Origin of the sequence: Streptomyces africanus, assembly GCF_002150735.1 — a bacterium.
GTDB classification, from domain to species: Bacteria; Actinomycetota; Actinomycetes; order Streptomycetales; family Streptomycetaceae; genus Streptomyces; species Streptomyces africanus.
In genome coordinates, this window is sequence record NZ_MUKA01000111.1 from 1 (window position 1) to 19,306 (window position 19,306).

A 19,306-nucleotide genomic window follows, 5' to 3' on the forward strand; every position below is an offset into this window, starting at 1 on the left:
TCAGGGTGCTCGACGGCGAGCCAGTCGTCGCCCGTGAGCTCGCCGTCCGGCCCGAACGCCTGGGACGAATAGACCGTCTGACACCCCAACGCCACGCGCTTCTTGTCGACCGCGCAGGCGTCCACTGCAGGGCCGGATATCTCGTCGGCGCCGTCGAAGCGGTATCGGAAGTGGACCTGGTCGCCTTCGGAGGGCACCTGCGGGTGAGGCTCAAGGCGCCAGTCAACGACTTCGGCGGTGACGCCGAAGGACCGCCCAGACGTGTCCTCGACCTGCACCCTGACACCCGCCTCACCGCGCTCCGCAGTGGTGTCGGTGCAACCCCAGTGGGAAGAACAACCGGACAGGGCGAAGATCACGAGAACCAACGGAGCACCGGCAAGCATCCGTGCGGGGAACACTCAGGTGACCTCCAGTCAGGGCGGAGCGGAGCAGTGTATCCCTGGCCGGCTGCCTGACCCGTCGTACCCCGCGTCACCAGCTGGCAGACCGGGTTCCGGCGACTTCGTGACGCTGCCTGCCGACAGGGGGCGCGCTGTCGATGAGCAGCCGGTCACCCCGTTGGCTGAGACTGCCTCCTTCCGTCCCCTTTTCGTCCCCCGTATCTTCAGAGAACTCTGTGTCTCGCAGAAGAGGGGCCCTCCTTTGGTCCACGATGACGCCATCGTGGTCAGCTCGGCGCAAAGCCTTACTCGCCCGACGGGCGTGTTCGGCAACTTCGCGATCAGCTTCTCCGTCATCTGCAACCTCGCCGGCGGAATGAGCCCGATTACCAGCTCACCGCCCACGCCAGCACCGCCCAGCAGGGCGGACCAGAGGAGGACGTCTGATGCACAGCCACGACGAACAGCGCGACGAGCAACCCACGCCCGGGCCCGGGCCCGGGCCTACTGGAGCCGTCACGCTGGGGGCGTTCAAGGAATCGGTACAGAGTGGGGAGATCACAGCGGTGAGACTCGCCGTGCCGGACATGCAGGGTCGGCCCAAGGGCAAGATCCTCACCGCTCCCGTCTTCGTGGACCGGATGAACTCCGAGGCGGGGATGTGCGCCTACGTCCTGGCCACAGACGTCGACATGACCCCGCTCGATGGCTTCGCCCTCACCGGCTGGGAGCAGGGCTTTGGCGACCTCGGTGTGAAGGCGGATCCCCGCAGCATCCGCCTCCTGCCCCACCAGCCCGGCACGGCCCTCATCATGGGTGACGTCTTCCACCACGACGGCCGACCCGTCGAGGTCGCTCCCCGCCACATGCTGCGCACTCAGCTGGAGCGCCTGGCCGATCTCGGCTATCAGGTGGCGCTGGGCACGGAGGTTGAATTCATGCTGTATCAGGACACTGGCCAGGAGGCGCACAGGTCGGCATACCGTGGTCTGCGCCCGGCCTGGTCCGGCGACCTCGACTACGCCCTCAGCCATCCCCCGGAAGTCGCTGACTTCCTCCAGCACCTCCACGATGCCCTGCGGGAAGCGGGCGTTCCCGTCGAGGCGATCAAGACCGAGAGTGCGGCAGGCCAGGTCGAAGTGACCTTCGCCTATGGCGAGGTGATGTCAGCCTGCGACGCCTACACCGCCTTCCGGCTCATCGTGCCGGACCTCGCTCAGCGGCGCGGCATGACTCCGACGTTCATGGCCGCACCCGCCACCGGCGTGGGCAGCGGCCTGCACTTGCACCTGTCCCTGTGGTCCGCCAACGGCAACGCGTTCACCTACCACCGGAGCGCGGACCTGCCTCCGGTGTTGGAACGGGCCATTGCCGGCCTGGTGTCCGGCTTGCCACACCTGGCTCCGCTGTATGCCCCCACCCCCAACGCCTACAAGCGGTACGCTCCGCACACCTTCGCCCCGACCAGCTACACCTGGGGCTTCGACAACCGCACCTGCGCCGTTCGCGTCACCGGTGTCGGCGAGAGCGCCCACCTCGAAGTCCGCCTGCCGGGCGCCGACGCCAACCTCTACCTCGCCGTCACCGCCGCCTGCGCCGCCATCATCCACGGTATCCAGGACCGCCCCGAGCTTCCGGCGCCCTGTGGCGGCGACTCCTACACGGCAAGCGACGCCGCCCCCGTGCCGGCCGACCTCACCGAAGCCATGAACAGCTTCATGGGCAACAAGGTCGTGTACGACGCACTCGGGGAAACGGTCATGAACCACTACGCCCGCGCGGCCCAGGCCGAACTCGCCTGGCACCGCAGGCAGGTCACCGACGTGGAGCGCGAGCGGGGTTTCCACCGTGCCTGATCTTCCCCCGTCGCTCACAGAGATCCAACAGGTGAGCCCAGCCAGCCGAGCCACTTGTCCCAGCCCGGCCCCCGGCACCCGCCTGACTCAGGCAGTCCCCTCTTCATTCACCTGCGTCAGTCGTCGCGGCACGGAACACCGTCGGCTGCTGAAGTCGAGTACCCACATGGGTAAGTACGCGTACTCAAGCGGGGCGAGCGGTGGTGACCGGAGACTCTGCATATGACACGCATCCGTGCCTCCATCAGCGCATTCGCCCATCACCGGCGCGGTCTCGCGGCTGCCGCTCTCGCCTCTCTGGCACTCACCGGCTGCGGAACTGAGCTGAAGGGCAGTGCCCCACAGGATGAGCCGGTCAGCAGCGTCTCCTCCAAGGCGAGACCCACCCAGCCATCCCCCGAGCAGAAGGCGTTCGCGGCGATGCTGGACATGTACGCGCAGGCGTGTCCCCCGGCCGACGGGGTCCCGTCGGCACCGCCCGGAAAGTCGACCAGTCCGGAGCCGGTGCTGAGTCTCGCCCCTGGGGAAACGCCCCCGACTGACCCGATCGAGCCCGGCCCTCTGACAGGGCCCGCGGCAGAGTTGGACCGGCACGATTCGTGCACGAGCGTCCACCACGAACAGCGCGTCATCGAGGCGCTGCAAAAGGTCGTGGAGCCCACGCCCGCCAAGGTCCGGAAGACCCTGAACAGCCTCGGTTACATCGACGAACGCATTCACGGCCTCAAGCAGGACGGCAAGACCACGCGGTTCTACCTCGACCTGCGCGAGAATGGCGGCCAGCTGTGCGAGGCGGGTCTGGCGGCGGGCGAGACAACGGACGTCACCCCGTGTGTAGCCCCCGCCACCGGGCCATTCACCGTCAAGACAGAAGAGCAACCATAACGGTGGTCCATTCCTGGGGCGACGACGTTGCAGTGTCGCCAGCGGGGGCGGTGAGGGCCGGTGGGTCATGGGTGCTGCCGGCCGCCTGTGGTGTTCCAGGGCCAGGTGACCAGGGTGGTGCGCATCAGCCGGGTAGCGGTCGAGAGGCGACTGTCGGCGGCCCGGTGCAGGGTGAGGGTGCGGCGGCAGGCGGGGTCGTCGATGCCGATCCAGGCGCCCGGTGCGCTGATGTCGGCACCACGGGCCATGGCCGGGATGAGGGTGAGGCCGATGCCGGCGCTGACCAGGCCCGCGAGGGCGGCCGGTTCGTCGCCCTCGCAGACGATCCGCGGGGTCAGATTCCGGTCGGCGAAGAGCCGGTCGAGCAGGCGCCGCTGCCAGTGGCCGGGCCGTGAGATCACAAACGGCTCCTCGCGGAGTTCCTCGACACTGACCAAGGCGCGGGAGGCAAGCCGGTGGTCGGGCGGCGCGGCCAGCCAGACCGGCTCGTCGTGCAGGTGGACGCTGTCCAGTCCGTCGCCCGGGATCGGCTGGGAGGCGACGCACAGGTCGACCTCGCGGGCGTGCAGGGCGCGGTGCATGTCCCCGGCGGGCATCTGGTGGAGTTCGACGTCGATGTCGGGGTGGGCGTCTTTGTAGGCGGCCAGAGGGCCGGTGATCGTCAAGAACGTCTCCGAGGCCAGCCGTACGCCGCCGACGCCGCCGCGGGCCGCCTCGGCCACAGCACGGCGTCCCGCTTCCAGCTCCCCGAGGGAGCGCTCGACGTGCTCGCGGAAGAGCCGCCCCGATTCGTTGAGCCGAAGACGGCCGGCCCGGTCGAACAGCGGCGCGCCGAGTTCGGACTCCAGCCGTGCGATGGTGCGGCTCAACGACGGCTGGGCGACACGCAGTTCCCTGGCCGCCCGGCTGAGGTGCTCCAGCCGTGCGACCACGAGGAACTGCTGGAGCGCATGCAGGTCCATCGCCGCTCTCTCCTCTCATAGCATCGATCGCATAGCAGGATAGCGATATTGATCTTTGACGTGATGCCGTAGTGAGCATGACTGTGGATGGCGTGACCACCACATGTGAAAGACCATCAACAAGCTTGCGAATCTCGGGCGTTGCGGGCCTGCCGTTCCGGGCGGCGGTGACAGTGCACACCGTTGCGGCCTTCGGCCAGCCGGTCTTCGCGGGCGTCTATCTCACTGGGGAGATCGGCGGCCTTGACTGGCACGCCCGCGGCGCCGACCTCGTGTTCTCACTCGGACTGCTGCAAGCCGCCGTCGGCGCCGCGGCCTGGGCGCGGATGCGCCGCTGGTGGCCGATAGCCGTGTCGGTGCTGATCGTGGCGGCCGAGACGGGGCAGTACATGGCGGGCTTGTCCGGTCTGCTGTGGGTGCACCTCCCTCTGGGCGTGATGATCATCGCCGCGTTGGCCGTACTGTCCGCCGCGGTCTGGGTGCGGCCGCTGCCGAACCGCGCCGTGGCAGGGCGGGCCGCAGATGTGGGTGGGCCGCGGCGGGAGGAGCCCCATGTCTGAGCGACCGGGACTCAGCCATGACGACGGCTGGAGCAGCACGGAGTGGACCCGTCGGCGCGTGCTGGGACTCGGCGGCGCACTGGGGTTGGCCACGGCGGGCGGACTCGCGCTGTCCGGGGCGATGGCCCACCGTCCGGCGAGCACCGGCAACCAGCTGCGCAGTGCCGTGCCGCTGCCCAAGCCGTACACCGTGCCGCTGCCGATCCCGCCCGTCCTCGAACCGGCCGGTACCTCCAAGGGCTCCGACCGGTACGACATCACCCAGCGCCAGGTGTCCGCGGAGATCCTGCCCGGGATCCGAACGGAACTGTGGACGTACGACGGCATCTTCCCCGGGCCGACGATCGAGTCTCGCCGCGGACGCCCCGTCACCGTGGCGCACCGCAACGAGCTGCCCGTGCCGACCGTGGTGCATCTGCACGGCGGGCGCACCCCCGCCGCCTCCGACGGCTACCCCACCGACCTCGTCCTCCCGCGGAGCTGGCCCGACCCCACAGCGCACCACCGCCGGCACCATGCCGGAGCACACGCCATGCCCGACCCCCGCGCGGTCATCAGCCGGACCACGCGTGAGTACACCTTCCCGATGGACCAGCGGGCGGCGATGCTCTGGTACCACGACCACCGCATGGACTTCACCGCCCCGGCGATCTGGCGCGGTCTGGCCGGGATGCACATCGTCCGCGACGACACCGAGGACGCCCTCGATCTGCCCCGCGGGGAAGGCGAACTGCCGCTGATGATCGCTGACCGGTCGTTCGCCTCCGACGGCTCCCTGGCCTACCCGTCCCTCAACCCCGCACTGCGCGAGCGGCCCGGCGTGAGAGCGCCCTACGCGGCCGGCGTGCTCGGAGACGTGATCCTGGTCAACGGCGCCCCGTGGCCGATCCACGAGGTTGCCACATCCCGGTACCGGCTGCGGCTGCTCAACGCCTCCAACGCCCGCCACTACGAGCTCCAGGCCGTCACCGACGGCGGACGCCGACTGGATCTGGTGCAGATCGGCGCCGATCAGGGTCTGCTTGCCGCTCCCGTCACCCACACCACTCTGCCGATCGCACCGGCGGAACGCTACGACGTGGTCGTCGACTTCGCGGGCCTGCCGGTCGGCAGCCGGGTGCGCCTGATCAACCGGCTCGGCACCGGACGCACCCGCGAGGTGATGGCGTTCCGTATCGCGCGCCGCGCCCGGGAATCCGCCCGCATCCCCGCACTGCTCGCCGACGACCTGCCCACCTGGCGGCGCTCCGAGGAAACCACGGTCCGGGACTTCGTCTTCCGCGCCGGACAGATGCAGCACGGCCGCGGCTGGGTCATCGGCGGGCGAGCCTTCGATCCCTCGCGCACCGACATCCGCACCCGGCTCGGGGCCGTGGAGGTGTGGCGGTTCGTCGCCGACGTCCACCACCCCGTCCACCTCCACCTGGTCGGATTCCGGGTGCTGGCCCGCGGCGGGCGCGCGCCCCTGCCGCACGATGCCGGGCTGAAGGACACCATCTCGCTGCGACCGGGCGAATCAGCGGAGATCATCACCCGCTTCGACGGCTACCGCGGCCGCTACCTCTTCCACTGCCACAACGCGGAACACGAGGACATGGGCATGATGGCCAACATCGAAATAACCTGATGCGCTCTCATTGTGCGCGGCCGATGCGGCGGGGATGCTGACTTGTCGCGTGCTGCGCGATGTGTCGGACAAGGGGGAGCCCATGACCGCCGTACGGGGGAGCGATGTCCTTGAGGCGTCGCAGGTGCGGATCTACTCGTCTGCCGGTCGGGTGATCGGCGCCGGGTTCCTCGTCGCCGCCGATGTGGTGTGCACCTGCGCCCATGTTGTCGCGCGGGCACTCGGCGTCTCGGATGGTGCGGAGCAGGGGCCCGGCGAGCCGGTGGTCCTCGACTTTCCGCTGCTGGCCGGCCGGCCCAGGGCACGGGCGAGCGTGGTGTCCTGGCGGCGCGGCGGGATCGATGTCGCGTTGCTGCGGCTCGACGCTGCGGTCGAGGGGGCGAGGCCGGTGCAGCTCGTCGATGGGACGGGGGTGTGGGGGCACACGTTCCGCGCGTTCGGTTACCCGGCTCGCGCTGACAACGGGGTATGGGCCGCGGGCACCCTGCATGCCAGACAGGGCTCGGGCTGGCTGCAGATGGAGGCGCAGGAACCTGGGCCGCGCATCGAGGAAGGGTTCAGCGGGTCGCCCGTCTGGGACGACGTACAGGACGGCGTCGTCGGGATGACGGTCGCCGCGGAACGGGGTGACCGCACCGCGTATCTGTTGCCGTCGGCCGAGCTGATCGACGAACGGACGCTGCCGCCCGTGTGCCCGTTCAAGGGGCTCGAGGCGTTCACGGAGGACGACGCGGAGTTCTTCCACGGTCGCGACAGAGATATCGCCCGCGTGCATGCCGCCGTGCGCGGGCGGGCGGTGACACTGGTGGCGGGGCCCTCGGGGTGCGGGAAGTCTTCTCTCGTGCGGGCGGGGGTGCTGCCCCGGATGCGGGCCGAGGGTATGAGCGTGTCCGAGCTACGTCCCGTGCCCGGGGTGCGGGCGGCCGCCGTGCTGGCTCGGGGGCTGATCGGGGTCCTGGAGCCGGGGCTCGGCGAGGTCCAACGGCTCACGAAGGCCGAGGAGCTGGCCGGGCTCCTGGAGACCGCCGACGATGTGCCCACCGAACTGCGCGGCAGACTCCTCGCCCGTGGTGAGAGAGCGGGGCACGTCATCTTCGTTGATCAGCTGGAGGAGCTCGCGGCCGCCGAACCGTCCGCTGCGCGCGACCTGTTCGGCCTGCTCACCGCGTTGGCGGGCAAGGACGGCGCGGCTGTGCTGCGGATCGTCGCCACCGTGCGGCCCGACTCCCTCGACGAGCTGGTGACGGCCGGCACCTCCGACCTCGTCAGCGACGCCGTGCAGTTCCTTGCCGCGCTGGCAGCCGAGGATCTCGGGCGGGCAGTGACCGCGCCCGTCGACGCCGTGCCGGGGCTGTGGTTCGAGCCAGGACTGCCGGAGCGGATCGTCGCGGACGCGGGCAACGAGCCCGGGCGGATGCCGCTGGTCCAGTTCGCCCTGACCGAGCTGTGGAAGCGCCGCACCCGCTCGATGCTCACCCACGCCGCCTACGACGACCTGGACGGTGTCGTGGGCGCTCTCGTCGGATACGCCGATGACGCACTCGCCGGCTTGACGCAAACCCAGCAGGACTGTGCCCGGCGGCTGTTCGTGCAGCTGGCCCGGCCCAGTGACGGTGACACCTTCTCCCGCAGGCCCACCCGCACCACGGACCTTGCCCCCGAACTCCTGGAGTTGGCCCGGCAGCTGGCCCCCACCAAGCTCGTGGTGCTCTCCCCCGCCCCCGGTGGCGCCGGGCGGGAGGAGATCGTCGACCTGGCGCATGAGGCGCTGACCCGGCTCTGGCCACGGCTGAGGCAATGGCTCCTCGACTCCCGGGACCTTCGCCTGTGGCAGGAACAGGTGCGGGCCGACCTGCGCCGCTGGCAGGAACAACACCGCGAGCCCGCTCGCCTGCTGAGCGGAGGCGACCTGGCCGAGGCCGACCGCAGGCTGGCCGAGCACCCCGAGGACGTCTCCGCCGACGAGCGCGCATACATCCAGCTCAGCCGCCGCCACGCCAGACGCGGGGCTCGCCTCCGGCAGGCCGCCGTCGGTGCGCTGGCCGTTCTCACGGTGCTCGCCGTCGTACTGGCACTGTCCACCTACCAGAGCCTCAAGGAAACCGAGGAGCAGTTACGCACGCAGGCCGCGGGTCTGCTCGCCCAGGCCGCCGATGACCGCCCGGGCAGCGATCCCGCCACCGCGTTGCAGCTCGCCCTGGCCGCATACGAGACCAAGGACACAGCAAAGACCCGCCAGGCCCTGCTGAACCAGTACGCGCGAGGGCAGTACCTGGTGGGCAGCTACCCGTCGGTGTGGCGGGGCTGGGTCACCGGCATGGACGCCACCCCCGACGCCCGCACTCTCGTCGTGCAGTCCAAGCCCGGCGGCGGCAACCGGTCGACGATCCACGTGGTCACAGGCGCCCTGCAGGGCAAGCCCCGGGCGCGGAAGCTGAGCGGCGTCCCCGAAGGGGTGCTGAAGACGGCCCTCAGCCCGGACGGCCGCTTCTTCGCGGCGACCGCCGGTGAAGGTGTACGGCTGTGGCGACTGAGTGACCCGCAGCACCCGCAGGTACTGGACCTGGATGGCCGCGACCTCCCTGAGAAGGCGGGTGGGACGCTGGACTTCAGCAGCGACGGGAAGAGGCTGCTGCGCACAACGGACGACCACTCCGTGGAGTGTGCCAACGACACCCGGCGGTGCATCCCTGCCTTCGCCGAGGCGTGGCATGTACCCTCCGGCACCCGCATCGACGTGCCGGACCGACTCGTGCCCGAGACGGGGCTGAACGAGGCCGCGTTCACATCCGACGCGAACACCGTCGTGACGGTCAGCTACATCGACGATGACCTGCGCGAGCGCATCGAGATCAGAGACTTCACGACCGGCCGGCTGCGGTACACCTCCACCGTTCAAGACGGTGCCGCGAGCCTGTTGGCGGGTGGTGAGAGCATCGTCAGGTCACAAGGCACCACCAAGTACGGACAGGCGCTGGGCCGCACACCTGGCCGCAAGACCAAACTGCCCCACGGCGGAACGTGGAAGTTGGACGCCACCTCGCGGTATGCCGTCGACAACGCAAGCTCGTACTCCTCCGTCGGCTCGGTCGCGGGCTACGCTGAGACGGCCGTGACCGACCTGCGCACCGGGCGCACCTACCGCGCCCGCATCCCGACCTCGGGCGACGCTCCAAAGGCGTACGACCGTGTCGCTGTGGTGCCGGGTTCGGGCGGCGAGCTCACCGTCCTCGTACCGGTCGGCACCGCGCTGATGGCAGTGCGTGCCCAGCGTGCGGGTAGCGGACAGCTCCAGGAGGAGCACGGGACCGGGAAGTACGCCGTGTCCCCGGACGGGCGTTTTGTTGCCCGGGCCACGGACCGCCGTCTTGAGGTCCTCGACGCCTCCCGTACCCGCCATCGGTCAGTGCCGCTGCCGTCGCCTCCGGACACATCGGACTGGATACCTGCCTGGACGGCCGACTCGACGCGGATCGTGGTGTGGAGCGAGCACGGCAACCTCTACCGGTCGTACGCCGTACAGAACCTGAGCGACAGCGTGCCGCTCGACGACGTCGTCCCGAAGGCGAAGGAACTGGACGGCGTCACCGTGTTGCGGGGTGGCGAAGTGGACAGTGTTACTGCGCTCCGGGGCAGCGAGATCGTTCTGCTGACCGTTGACGGCAGGCTCACCCTCGTCGATGCCGCCGATGCGGCCGTGCACACCCGCCCCTTCCTCGTCCACCCTGCGCCGAACTGGGCCGGCATCGGCTTCACCAACGAGATCTCCGCGCGCGGCCAGCTCCTCGCCCGTCCAGGGCATCCCGGACAAGTCGCTGTTGTCACCAGGACGGGAAACCTGCGCGGCGAGATCCTTCTGTGGGACGTCCGTGCTCCTCGACGCATCACCACTCTTTCGGTGCCAGGCATCACCGTGCCGTACAGCCCCGAGTCCCTGGCCGGCGCGCTCGCCTTCGACGCGGACGGCTCACACCTCGCCGTGCAGAACCCCGATGGGCGCGTGCGTGTGTGGGACCTCGACCGCAGGAAACAGCTGGCCCGCAGCACCCCCAGCACGGTCGGTGACATCCTGGTCGGCTTCGGGCCCGGCGACAGCGTCGTCACATACCTCTCGAACAAGAGCCGGATCCAGATCCACGACCTGATGGGCGACGGCACGTCCGTCACGGTGCCGGTCGCGGGCGACTGGACGACAGGCCTCGTTCAAGGCCACCGCCTGACCATCGACACCGGAGCCGTGCGTCAGACCTTTGACCTGCGCCCCAGCACCCAGTTCCGCACCCTGTGCACCGCCGCAGGGCGCGACTACACCAAAGCCGAGCGCAAGCTGCTGCCGGAGGGAACCCCGTCGAAGCCGCCCTGCTCCTGACATTCGACGCAACCGGCCCTCCAGTCCACCGGGCCCTTACCCAGCGAGCCGGGGGTGTGCTCGGAGTGCCACTCCCTCGTCGCGTCGGACTCGGAGGCGCAGGTCGATGCCAACCGAAGAGCTGTCCCGGAAGTCGCCGTTCACGCTTTGCCTGGTTTGGTTGCTTGGAGTCCTCGGGTCAGGCGCGCGAGCGTCTCAGGGACCTTGCGTACGGTGATGCTCTGTTGCAGGAGTTCGAGGTCGGCGCCGCGGGCGCCGAGGTGGGCCAGGAGCGGCTGGTACCGGTCGGGGCGATCGCGTAGGAACTCGGTGGTCAGCCGGAGCTCCAACCGCACGCATTCGATGCGGTGCCCGCCGCAGTCCACGGTGACGTAGTGCCGCCAGGGGCCGGGCCCCTGGCACTCCCATCCATCCTCGTCGCACGGTACTTCCACTGTGCTGACGCTGAATCCGACGCCGCCCAGGCTGTAGCAGGCGAAGTACTGCCGGGCCGATGCCAGCCACTGCGGAGCGGTCACACACGGAAAGTCCGCCAGCGCCTCAGCAACAGCGTCGACGTCGTGGCGTCGGTCGACAAGGATGTCGACATCGCCCACGGACAGGTCGACGCCCTGCAGGCAGGCCGCTGCCGTGCCGACGAGCCGGTACCGCAGCCCCGGAGCGACAGTCCTGATCAAGTCAAAGCCGGTGCGTAGCACCGCCTCCAGTTCGTGGCGGTCGCGCAGCGGCTGAGTTTCGGTCCCATCCATGGTCGACAGGGTGCCCGATGGGTCTGACATGGCTCGCTGCTCGCTCCCGCCGACGGGTCAGGCAGCCCTTGGTCTTCACCCGGCTCGTCGTCGCCGTCGGCCGCTGCCCGGCAACCGCATCGACTGCACAGCGGACGGCGGCTACCGGGGCACCGGTCTGGTCATTCCCCGCCGCCGCAAGCACGGCCAGGATCCCGTCCCCTCCTCACCGATCCCTTCTTGACATCCGTCCCTCTTGCTCGCTCAATGGAAATATCTAGACAACTAGATACATTTCTCCTCAAAAGGGGCAGAGCGAAGGTATGAGGCATGTCTCGGTCAGTCACCGGCGGACAGCTGGTCGTGAGGATGCTGGAGTCGTTGGGCATCCGGACCGTCTTCGGCGTGCCCGGCGGTCAGACGCTGGCCCTCACCGACGCGATCCTGTCGTCGCCGGCGATGGACTTCGTCACCGCACGCCATGAGAACGCCGCAGCGGTCATGGCGGACGCCTACGGCCGGCTGACCGGGACGCCGGGCGTCTGCCTCGCGACGACCGGGCCCGGTGCGACCAACCTGCTCACCGGGATCGGCGGAGCGGTGCGGGACTCCAGCCCGGTCCTTGTCCTGACCTGCAACAACGCCGGTGAGAACATCCACCGGGACGACGCGCAGAACGCCGACCACGTCGAGCTCTTCCGCTCCCTGACCAAGTACAGCCGCCTCGTGGCACACCCCGGCGCGCTGCGGCAGGCCGTGGAGGAGGCCTATCTCAACGCGATGTCCGGCAACCCGGGGCCGGCCCACCTGGACTTCGCCCGGGACACGATCGAGGGGCCCGTGGCCGACGCCGACGCGGCCGTACCCGAGGGCGAGCACCCGATGTGCCGGTGGGTCACCCAGCGTCCACGCGCCGACGCCCACGCGCTGGCCGACGTCGCCACGCGGCTCGCGGAGGCCGAGCGCCCGGTGCTGTGGCTCGGCAACGGCTGCAACCGTTCCGGTGCGGGCGAGGCCGCCCTCGCCCTGGCCGAGTCACTGCGGATACCGGTGATCACGACGTTCAACGGCATCGGCACCGTCCCCACCACACATCCCCTGGTCTTCGGTGCGCTGAGCCGGATGGGCACACGGCTGTCCAGCCGTGTCATGGCCGACGCCGACCTGGTGCTCGCGGTCGGCAACAGCCTCAACGCCGTCTCGACCGGCCGGTGGCGGATGGAGTTGCCGCATGTGATCCAGATCGACGTCGACCCCGCCATGCTGGGCCGCTACTACGGCCGCCGGACGACCGGGGTCGTCGCGGACGCCCGGGCCACACTGGAGGAGCTGCACGGTCTGCTGGCCGACCGGGCCGGCGAGCTGTCCGCGGCCCGCTCCTCCTGGACAGCCGAGCTGCAGCAGGCCGAGGAGCTGTGGTGGCAGGAACGGGCCGCTGTGGAGGCACCCACGGGAGCCGACGGCCTATCGCCCGCGGAGGTCGTGCGGCGGCTGCGCACGGCCGCGCCCGACGACACCCTGCTCATCCCGGACGCCGGCAATCCGGGGGTGTGGTCGTACCTGTGGCAGATCCGGCAGCCGGGCAGCTACATCAAGCCGGTCGGTTTCGGGAACATGGGCTTCGCCGTCCCCGCCGCCGTCGCGGCCGTCGTGGCCGATCCCGGGCGCCCCGTGCTGGCCCTGGTCGGGGACGGTTCGCTCGGCATGAGTCTGGCCGAGCTGGAGACACTGGTGCGGGTCGGCGGACGGGTCGCGGTCGTCGTCCTCAATGACGCCGGTTACGGCAACATCCGCCAGGAACAGATCGTCCACTACGGCAACCGGACCATCGGCGTGGACTTCGGACCGTCCGACTACGCCCGGGTCGCCCGCGGTCTGGGCCTGCCCGCCGAGCGGACAGACCGCCTGGAAGAGCTCGCCAAACACGTCGGGGAAACCCTGAAGGGCCACTCCCCCGCCCTCTTCGACGTCCCCATCGACAGAAGCGTCAACGCCTGGACGTATCCCGCCTTCCGTCCCTACGAGCCGGAGGAGGGCTGATCATGACCGACGGCACCGGGGCACTCACCGGAATCAGGGTGCTCGACCTGTCGCGGTTCATCGCCGGACCCCTGTGCTGCCAGATCCTCGGCGACATGGGCGCCGAGGTCGTCAAGATCGAGCGGCCCAGCGGCGAGGACGCCCGCAAGCACGCGCCGTTCCACCGGCAGCACAGCGTCTACACGATGGTCTACAACCGCAACAAGTACGGGGCCACCCTGGACACCCGGCGCCCCGAGGCACGGGCGCTGCTGGAGGACCTCGTACGGCGCAGCGACATCGTGGTCGAGAACTACCGCCCCGGGACCATGGAGGCGATGGGCCTGCCCTACCCGCGGCTGCAGGAACTGCGCCCCGGCATCATCCTGGTGTCCATCTCCGGCTTCGGGCAGACCGGGCCGCTCGCGCGACGCGCCCTCTTCGACGCCATCGCGCAGGCCACGTCGGGCTTGATGAGCCTCACCGGCCCGCCGGACGGAGAGCCCACCCTGGCCGGCACGTACATCGCCGACTACATCGCCGGGTTCCACGGTGCGATGGGCGCGCTGCTCGCCCTGCTGCACCGGGACCGCACCGGGCACGGACAGCACGTCGACGTGGCGTCCCTCGACGCGCTGTTCGCCTCCCTGGGGACGCGGCCCAGCGCCTACGCCATGCTGGGCGAGCACCCGCGGCGCAACGGTTCCCGGGACCTGCTGACCGGCCCTGCCAATGTCTTCCCCGCCGCCGACGGTTACGTGTACATCCACGCCGGGACCGACCCCCTCTTCCCACGACTGTGCGGGGCGATCGGCCGTCAGGACCTGGCGGAGGACGAGAGGTTCTCCTCGGTTCCGGGCCGCATGGCGAACATCGAGGAGCTCGAGGAAGCCGTCGCCGCCTGGACCAAGAGCCGCCCCTGCGACGAGATCGCACACGTCCTCGGGGAGGCCGGCATCCCGTTCGGGAAGGTCAGCGAGATCCCCGAGGTCGTCGAGTCCGAGCAGATCAGGGCGCGGGAGATGATGCTCGACGTCGACCACCCCGCACTCGGCACACTCCGGCTGCCCGGCATCCCGATCAAGATGAACGCCTCCCCCGGGTCGGTCCGCAAGGCACCGCCCCTGGTGGGCGAGGACAACGACCACGTCTACGGGCGGCTGCTGGGACGGTCCGACGAGGAGATCGCCCGCCTGAAGTCCCTGGGGGTGATCTGAGTGAGCGTACTGACGCACCACCCCACCCACCTGCGCGTCGACCGGTCCGCTCTGGCCCTGGCAGGGGAAGGCCGCGTGTTCGACCTGTCCTCCGGGTGGTGGCCCGGCATGCCGCTGGCGCCCGGTCACCCGCCGTTCCAGGTCCTCACGTTCCGGACACCGGCGGGGGAACGCGCCCAGGGCTCCCGGGGAGATCTGGAGTGGCTCGGGGACAACACCTCCCGGTTCGGCTTCATCTCCGAGATCCTCTCCTTCTGCGCGCACTCCGGCACCCACGTCGACGCCCTGGCGCACATCACGTCGGGGGAGAACGACGAGTGGTACGGCGGCTACTCCGCGCGCGAACACCTCGGCGACCACGGCCCCCTCACCCACGACGCGTCGACGCTGCCACCGCTGGTGTGCAGGGCGGTGCTCGTGGACGCCCCCCGTGCGCTGGGACAGGAGACCCTGCGGCCCCACCAGCCCGTGGACGCGGACCTGATCTCCCTGGCGCTGGCTCGGCAGGACGTGCGCCTCAGGGAGGGCGACGTGGTGCTGTTGCGCACCGGAACCATGAAGTACTGGCCGGACACGCGGGCGATGACCGCGGTCGAAGGGGCCGGGCTGGACCTGGACGGCGCGACGCTGCTCGCCCGGCACCGGCCCGCCGCCGTCGGCAGTGACACCGCTGCCGTCGAGGTCGCCCCCTCCGGGGTCGCGGGCGAACCGCAGCCGGTGCACCGCCTGCTGATCCGTGACCTCGGCATCCCGCTCATGGAGTGGGTCTACCTCGAGGAACTCGCCGCCGCGGCGGTCCACGAGTTCCTGCTGCTGTGCCTGCCTCTTCCCATCACCGGCGCGACCGGCTCGCCCGTGCGGCCTGTCGCGATCGCCTGATCCACCATCCGTCCGTCGTAGGAGAAGCGACATCATGACCACCACACGCGGACGCCGCATTCGCCACTGCGTGCTCGCTCTTCCGGTCGCGGCGGTCCTCGCCGCGGGCAGCGCCTGCGCGGGGATCTCCTCCGCGCAGAACGACTCCGATGCCGGTGCCGACGCCCGGAACGCCGCCGCGATGGCCGGTCCACGCTCCGACCAGTGGGACGACCTGCACAAGGCGGCAACCACCGAATCGCCCGCCACGTACCAGGGCCCCACCCAGTCGGTCACCGCGCCCAAGAACGTGAAGGTCGCCGTCATCACCTGCCTGAGCATCCTCAGCGGCTGCGTATCACCCGCCACGGGCGCCCAGCAGGCGGCGAAGCATCTCGGCTGGCAGGTCAGGGTCTTCGACGGCGGCGGCACGCCCGACAAGCAGAACGCCCAGATGCTCAACGCCCTCTCCTGGGGCGCCAAGATCATCCTCAACATCGCCATCGACCCGAACGCCGTCCAGGACGGGCTGAGGGCGGCGAAGCGGGCCGGCGTGCCGGTGGGCGCCGGATCCAACGGCCTCGACTCCCCCAACCCGCCCGTCAAGCCGACCGGGAGCAATCTCGGTTACGCCTTCGACGTCGGCCCCGACTACGCCGCGCTCGGCACGAAGGCCGCCCAGTGGGTGCAGGCCGACTCCAAGGGCAAGGCCAACATCGTCGTCTACTCCGACAAGGAGTTCCCGTCCGTGCTGGCCCTGCAGAAGGGGCTGCTGGACCAGCTGAAGACGTGCAAGGACTGCACGGTGCAGCCGCTGCGCTACTTCACGGGCAACCAGGTGGCCCAGGTGCTCCCGCAGTCGGTCGTCAGCTACCTGCGGTCCAACCCTGACGTCGACTACGTGTTCATCCCCTACGACCCGGCGGCGGCAGCGGTCGTGCCGGCGATCGCCCAGGCCGGTCTGGGCGACCGGGTCCGCCTCATCAGTGTGCTCGGGAGCCAGGAGAACCTGAACTTCGTGCGCGAGTCGCGGGTCCAGGTCGCTGACGCCGCATACGACAACCGGTACATGGGTTACGCGATGCTCGACCAGACGTCCCGGCTGCTCACCAAGAAGCCACTGGCCGAGCCGCACGGCGAGAACCTGCCCTTCGTCGTACTGGACAAGGACAACGTGCCCGAGTCCGGCTCCGACTGGCACGCCTCCTTCGACTACCCGGGCACGTTCGACGGACTGTGGAAGTGAGGTCCGATGACTGCCGCGCTGCATGGCGTCACCAAACGGTTCGGGACCTTCGCGGCTTTGAGCGAGGTCTCCCTGACCGTCGAGGACGGTGAGATCCACGCCCTGCTGGGCGCCAACGGCAGCGGCAAGTCCACCCTGGTCCGCACGATGACGGGCGTGTACGTACCCGACGCCGGGCGGATCCTGATCGACGACCGGGACGTCACGGGCGGATGGAGCCCGCCCGTCGCCGCGACGGCCGGGGTCCGGGTGGTGCACCAGGAGGCCCCGCTGGTGGACCGGCTGTCGATCGCCGAGAACGTGGCCCTGTTCGCCGGCTACCCGCGGGGCCTGTTCGGCCGGATCGCCTGGCGCAGGCTGCGGGCCGACACGCAGCGGCTGCTGGACGACCTGTCGATCAAGCGGCTCAGCCGGGAACTGGCCGGGCGCCTCACCGGCGCCGAGCGGGCCATGCTCACCGTGGAACTCGCCGTACGCACCGCCGGCGAGAACCTGCGGCTGCTGGTCCTCGACGAGGCCACCGCGGCCCTGCCGGAGGCCGAGGCCGAGCCCTTCCTGCGGCACGTGAGGGGCATCGCCGACCGTGGTCTGCCGGTCCTGGCCGTCACCCACCGGCTCGCGGAACTCGCCTTCGCGGACCGGGTCAGCGTCCTCGACGCCGGCCGCGTGGTGATCGAGGGCCCCGCCTCCAAGGTGGAGCGCTCCGAGATCGTCCGGGTCATGCGGGGCGCTGCCCCGGCAACCCGCCCGGCCGGCGACACGTCTGCCATGACGGAGGAGGACCACGCCCGGGGCGGGATCGGGATCGCCGCCCTGTGGAGGCGTGAGGCCGGCGGCAGCGGGGCCGGTCCCCCGCCGCAGCCGAGGACCGGCCCCGTGCTCCGGGTGCGGGACCTGCGCGGCAACGACGTCGACGGACTCGACCTCGACCTGGCGCCGGGCGAGATCGTCGGCGTCATCGGGGTGCGCGGCAGCGGCCTGGAGGAGCTGCCGCGCCTGCTCACCGGTGCCGAACAGCGCCGCGGCGGCACCATCGAGGTCGCCGGGCGCCGGCTGCCCGCGACGCTGCCGCCGAGGGTGGCGATCCGTCACGGCCTGGTGTTCCTGCCCGCGGACCGACTTCGCGAAGGGGGCATCCACAACCTGTCGGTCACCGAAAACCTGATCCTGCCCGAGGCACGCACGTTCTGGCACCGGCGGGCGCAGATGCGTACGGCGGTCCGGCAGGTCGTCTCCTACCTCGACGTGCGGCCCACCGACCCGTCGACCGTCTTCGGCCGGCTGTCCGGCGGCAATCAGCAGAAGGTCGTCCTGGGCCGGCTGCTGCGCATGCGGCCGCGTGTCCTGGTCCTGGCCGACCCCACCTACGGCGTCGACCCGGCCGCGCGCGAGGTGATGTTCGACGCCATCCGCGACGCCGGAGCAAGCGGCATCGCCGTCCTGATGACCTCGACCGAACCCGAGCAGATGGCGGGGCTGTGCGACCGGGTCCTGGTGCTGCGCGACGGGCGCGTCGCCGAGGAGATCTCCGGATCCACGATGACCGCCGAGAACCTCATGACGAAGGCCCTGTGATGACCGACAAGACCATCCGGCACATCGGTGCCCCGGCGTCCGGCCGCAGCACGCGCGAACGCCTCAATCCGGCCCGGCTGCTCTCCTGGGTGAGCGGATACGAGACGCTCGTGCTCCTCGGCGTGCTCATCGTCGTCTTCACCCTCACCTCCGACCGGTTCCTGACGGCCGACAACCTGCAGAACGTGGCCCTGGTGCAGGCCGTCACGGCGACCATGACCCTCGCCGTGCTGATGCCGCTGATCATCGGCGAGTTCGACCTGTCCGTCGGGTATCTCATCGGGTTCCTGGTCATGCTCGAAGCCGTCGTGGCCCAGCACACCAGCAATCCGGGGATCATCATCGCCGCGGGCCCGGTCGTCGGCCTGCTCGTCGGTCTCGTCAACGGGCTGCTGACGGTCTACTTCAAGATCAGCTCGTTCATCGCCACGCTCGGTGTCGGCATCCTGCTCAGCGGCGCGACCCAGGGCATCAGCAACGGCAAGGTCATCTTCGAGAACATCCCGTCCTCCGTGACGACCCTGGCGTCCGAGGACTTCCTGGGCCTGTCGCTGGCGGTGTGGCTGACCCTGCTGCTCGCCGTGGTCCTCTTCTACGTACTGGAGCACACCCCCTTCGGGCGCTTCTGGTACGCCATCGGCGGCTCGGAGCGCGTGGCCTACCTCGCCGGTGTCCGGACCAACCGGATGCGGATGACCGCCTTCGCCGCAGCCGGGCTGATCGTGGGCTTCGCCGCCAACTTCGCCCTGGCGCAAGCCGGTTCGGCCAACCCCGGCTACGGACCCGAGCTGCTGCTGCCGGCCTACGCCGCGGCGTTCCTCGGGGTGGCCACCTACCGGCCCGGCTACTACAACGTCCTGGGCGCCCTGGTCGCGATCATCCTGCTGGCCATCGGTTTCAACGGACTGAGCCTGCTGGGCGTGCCGTTCTGGGTGCAGCCCATCTTCAACGGAAGCGTGCTGATCATCGCCGTCCTGGTGGCGCGGCAGGAGACCCGCCAGGTGCGGACCGGTTGACCCGA

14 protein-coding genes and 1 pseudogene are annotated in these 19,306 nt (G+C 70.1%); 12 read left to right on the forward strand and 3 right to left on the reverse strand.

Annotated features, from left to right (window positions below; all coding sequences use genetic code 11):
• Positions 1 to 401, reverse strand: a 401-nt coding sequence (locus CCL05_RS16480) for a hypothetical protein (protein WP_208641545.1), incomplete at its 3' end; no start/stop codon positions are given.
• Between the two features lie 428 nt (positions 402 to 829).
• On the opposite strand from CCL05_RS16480, the gene CCL05_RS16485 reads away from it, so the two are divergent.
• Both CCL05_RS16485 and CCL05_RS46185 read left to right on the forward strand, forming a co-directional pair.
• Positions 830 to 2,239, forward strand: coding sequence for a glutamine synthetase family protein (locus tag CCL05_RS16485; RefSeq protein WP_086561266.1), 1,410 nt, complete (start codon positions 830 to 832; stop codon positions 2,237 to 2,239).
• A gap of 222 nt (positions 2,240 to 2,461) precedes the next feature.
• Positions 2,462 to 3,124 (forward strand): hypothetical protein, encoded by a 663-nt coding sequence (locus CCL05_RS46185; RefSeq protein ID WP_086561267.1) that lies wholly within the window; start codon positions 2,462 to 2,464, stop codon positions 3,122 to 3,124.
• Positions 3,125 to 3,189: 65 nt separating this feature from the next.
• Here the strand turns inward: CCL05_RS46185 and CCL05_RS16495 are convergent, their stop codons facing one another.
• The gene (locus CCL05_RS16495) at positions 3,190 to 4,086 is read right to left on the reverse strand and encodes a LysR family transcriptional regulator (protein ID WP_086561268.1); all 897 of its coding nucleotides are present in this window, start codon (positions 4,084 to 4,086) and stop codon (positions 3,190 to 3,192) included.
• 77 nt (positions 4,087 to 4,163) lie between these two features.
• Between CCL05_RS16495 and CCL05_RS16500 the strand changes: the two genes are divergently transcribed.
• From CCL05_RS16500 to CCL05_RS16510, 3 genes are all read left to right on the forward strand, one after another.
• Positions 4,164 to 4,646: a hypothetical protein gene (locus CCL05_RS16500; RefSeq protein WP_158102459.1), complete on the forward strand. Its 483-nt coding sequence runs from the start codon at positions 4,164 to 4,166 to the stop codon at positions 4,644 to 4,646.
• Positions 4,639 to 6,273, forward strand: a complete 1,635-nt coding sequence (locus tag CCL05_RS16505) for a multicopper oxidase family protein (RefSeq protein WP_086561270.1) — start codon at positions 4,639 to 4,641, stop codon at positions 6,271 to 6,273. The genes CCL05_RS16500 and CCL05_RS16505 overlap by 8 nt, the downstream gene beginning before the upstream one ends.
• A gap of 82 nt (positions 6,274 to 6,355) precedes the next feature.
• Complete coding sequence (locus CCL05_RS16510) at positions 6,356 to 10,642, forward strand: nSTAND1 domain-containing NTPase (RefSeq protein ID WP_158102460.1); 4,287 nt, start codon at positions 6,356 to 6,358, stop codon at positions 10,640 to 10,642.
• A gap of 140 nt (positions 10,643 to 10,782) precedes the next feature.
• Here CCL05_RS16510 and CCL05_RS16515 read toward each other — a convergent pair whose 3' ends face one another.
• Positions 10,783 to 11,391 (reverse strand): hypothetical protein, encoded by a 609-nt coding sequence (locus tag CCL05_RS16515; protein ID WP_143589897.1) that lies wholly within the window; start codon positions 11,389 to 11,391, stop codon positions 10,783 to 10,785.
• A gap of 97 nt (positions 11,392 to 11,488) precedes the next feature.
• On the opposite strand from CCL05_RS16515, the pseudogene CCL05_RS43955 reads away from it, so the two are divergent.
• From CCL05_RS43955 to CCL05_RS16545, 7 genes and pseudogenes are all read left to right on the forward strand, one after another.
• Positions 11,489 to 11,593, forward strand: a pseudogene (locus CCL05_RS43955) (IS5/IS1182 family transposase); the annotation flags it as partial.
• A 107-nt stretch (positions 11,594 to 11,700) separates the two neighbouring features.
• A complete protein-coding gene (locus CCL05_RS16520; RefSeq protein ID WP_086561273.1) occupies positions 11,701 to 13,410 on the forward strand; it encodes a thiamine pyrophosphate-binding protein in 1,710 nt (569 codons plus the stop codon).
• Positions 13,411 to 13,412: 2 nt separating this feature from the next.
• Positions 13,413 to 14,606: a CaiB/BaiF CoA transferase family protein gene (locus CCL05_RS16525; protein WP_086561274.1), complete on the forward strand. Its 1,194-nt coding sequence runs from the start codon at positions 13,413 to 13,415 to the stop codon at positions 14,604 to 14,606.
• On the forward strand, positions 14,607 to 15,485 hold the full coding sequence (locus tag CCL05_RS16530; RefSeq protein ID WP_086561275.1) for a cyclase family protein: 879 nt from the start codon (positions 14,607 to 14,609) through the stop codon (positions 15,483 to 15,485).
• A gap of 34 nt (positions 15,486 to 15,519) precedes the next feature.
• Positions 15,520 to 16,710: a sugar ABC transporter substrate-binding protein gene (locus CCL05_RS16535; protein ID WP_086561276.1), complete on the forward strand. Its 1,191-nt coding sequence runs from the start codon at positions 15,520 to 15,522 to the stop codon at positions 16,708 to 16,710.
• Between the two features lie 6 nt (positions 16,711 to 16,716).
• Positions 16,717 to 18,285: an ATP-binding cassette domain-containing protein gene (locus CCL05_RS16540; RefSeq protein ID WP_086561277.1), complete on the forward strand. Its 1,569-nt coding sequence runs from the start codon at positions 16,717 to 16,719 to the stop codon at positions 18,283 to 18,285.
• Positions 18,285 to 19,301, forward strand: a complete 1,017-nt coding sequence (locus CCL05_RS16545) for an ABC transporter permease (RefSeq protein WP_086561278.1) — start codon at positions 18,285 to 18,287, stop codon at positions 19,299 to 19,301. Before CCL05_RS16540 ends, CCL05_RS16545 begins: the two co-directional genes overlap by 1 nt.
• Positions 19,302 to 19,306: the final 5 nt, after the last annotated feature.

Bases quoted from the DNA above. Each gene is read 5' to 3' on its own strand.
- CCL05_RS16545 (WP_086561278.1), top strand. From the start codon at position 18,285: ATGACCGACAAGACCATCCGGCACATCGGTGCCCCGGCGTCCGGCCGC.
- CCL05_RS16485 (WP_086561266.1), top strand. From the start codon at position 830: ATGCACAGCCACGACGAACAGCGCGACGAGCAACCCACGCCCGGGCCC.
- CCL05_RS16510 (WP_158102460.1), top strand. From the start codon at position 6,356: ATGACCGCCGTACGGGGGAGCGATGTCCTTGAGGCGTCGCAGGTGCGG.
- CCL05_RS16505 (WP_086561270.1), top strand. From the start codon at position 4,639: ATGTCTGAGCGACCGGGACTCAGCCATGACGACGGCTGGAGCAGCACG.
- CCL05_RS16500 (WP_158102459.1), top strand. From the start codon at position 4,164: ATGACTGTGGATGGCGTGACCACCACATGTGAAAGACCATCAACAAGC.
- CCL05_RS16515 (WP_143589897.1), bottom strand. From the start codon at position 11,391: ATGGATGGGACCGAAACTCAGCCGCTGCGCGACCGCCACGAACTGGAG.
- CCL05_RS16520 (WP_086561273.1), top strand. From the start codon at position 11,701: ATGTCTCGGTCAGTCACCGGCGGACAGCTGGTCGTGAGGATGCTGGAG.
- CCL05_RS16540 (WP_086561277.1), top strand. From the start codon at position 16,717: ATGACTGCCGCGCTGCATGGCGTCACCAAACGGTTCGGGACCTTCGCG.
- CCL05_RS16495 (WP_086561268.1), bottom strand. From the start codon at position 4,086: ATGGACCTGCATGCGCTCCAGCAGTTCCTCGTGGTCGCACGGCTGGAG.
- CCL05_RS16535 (WP_086561276.1), top strand. From the start codon at position 15,520: ATGACCACCACACGCGGACGCCGCATTCGCCACTGCGTGCTCGCTCTT.
- CCL05_RS16525 (WP_086561274.1), top strand. From the start codon at position 13,413: ATGACCGACGGCACCGGGGCACTCACCGGAATCAGGGTGCTCGACCTG.
- CCL05_RS46185 (WP_086561267.1), top strand. From the start codon at position 2,462: ATGACACGCATCCGTGCCTCCATCAGCGCATTCGCCCATCACCGGCGC.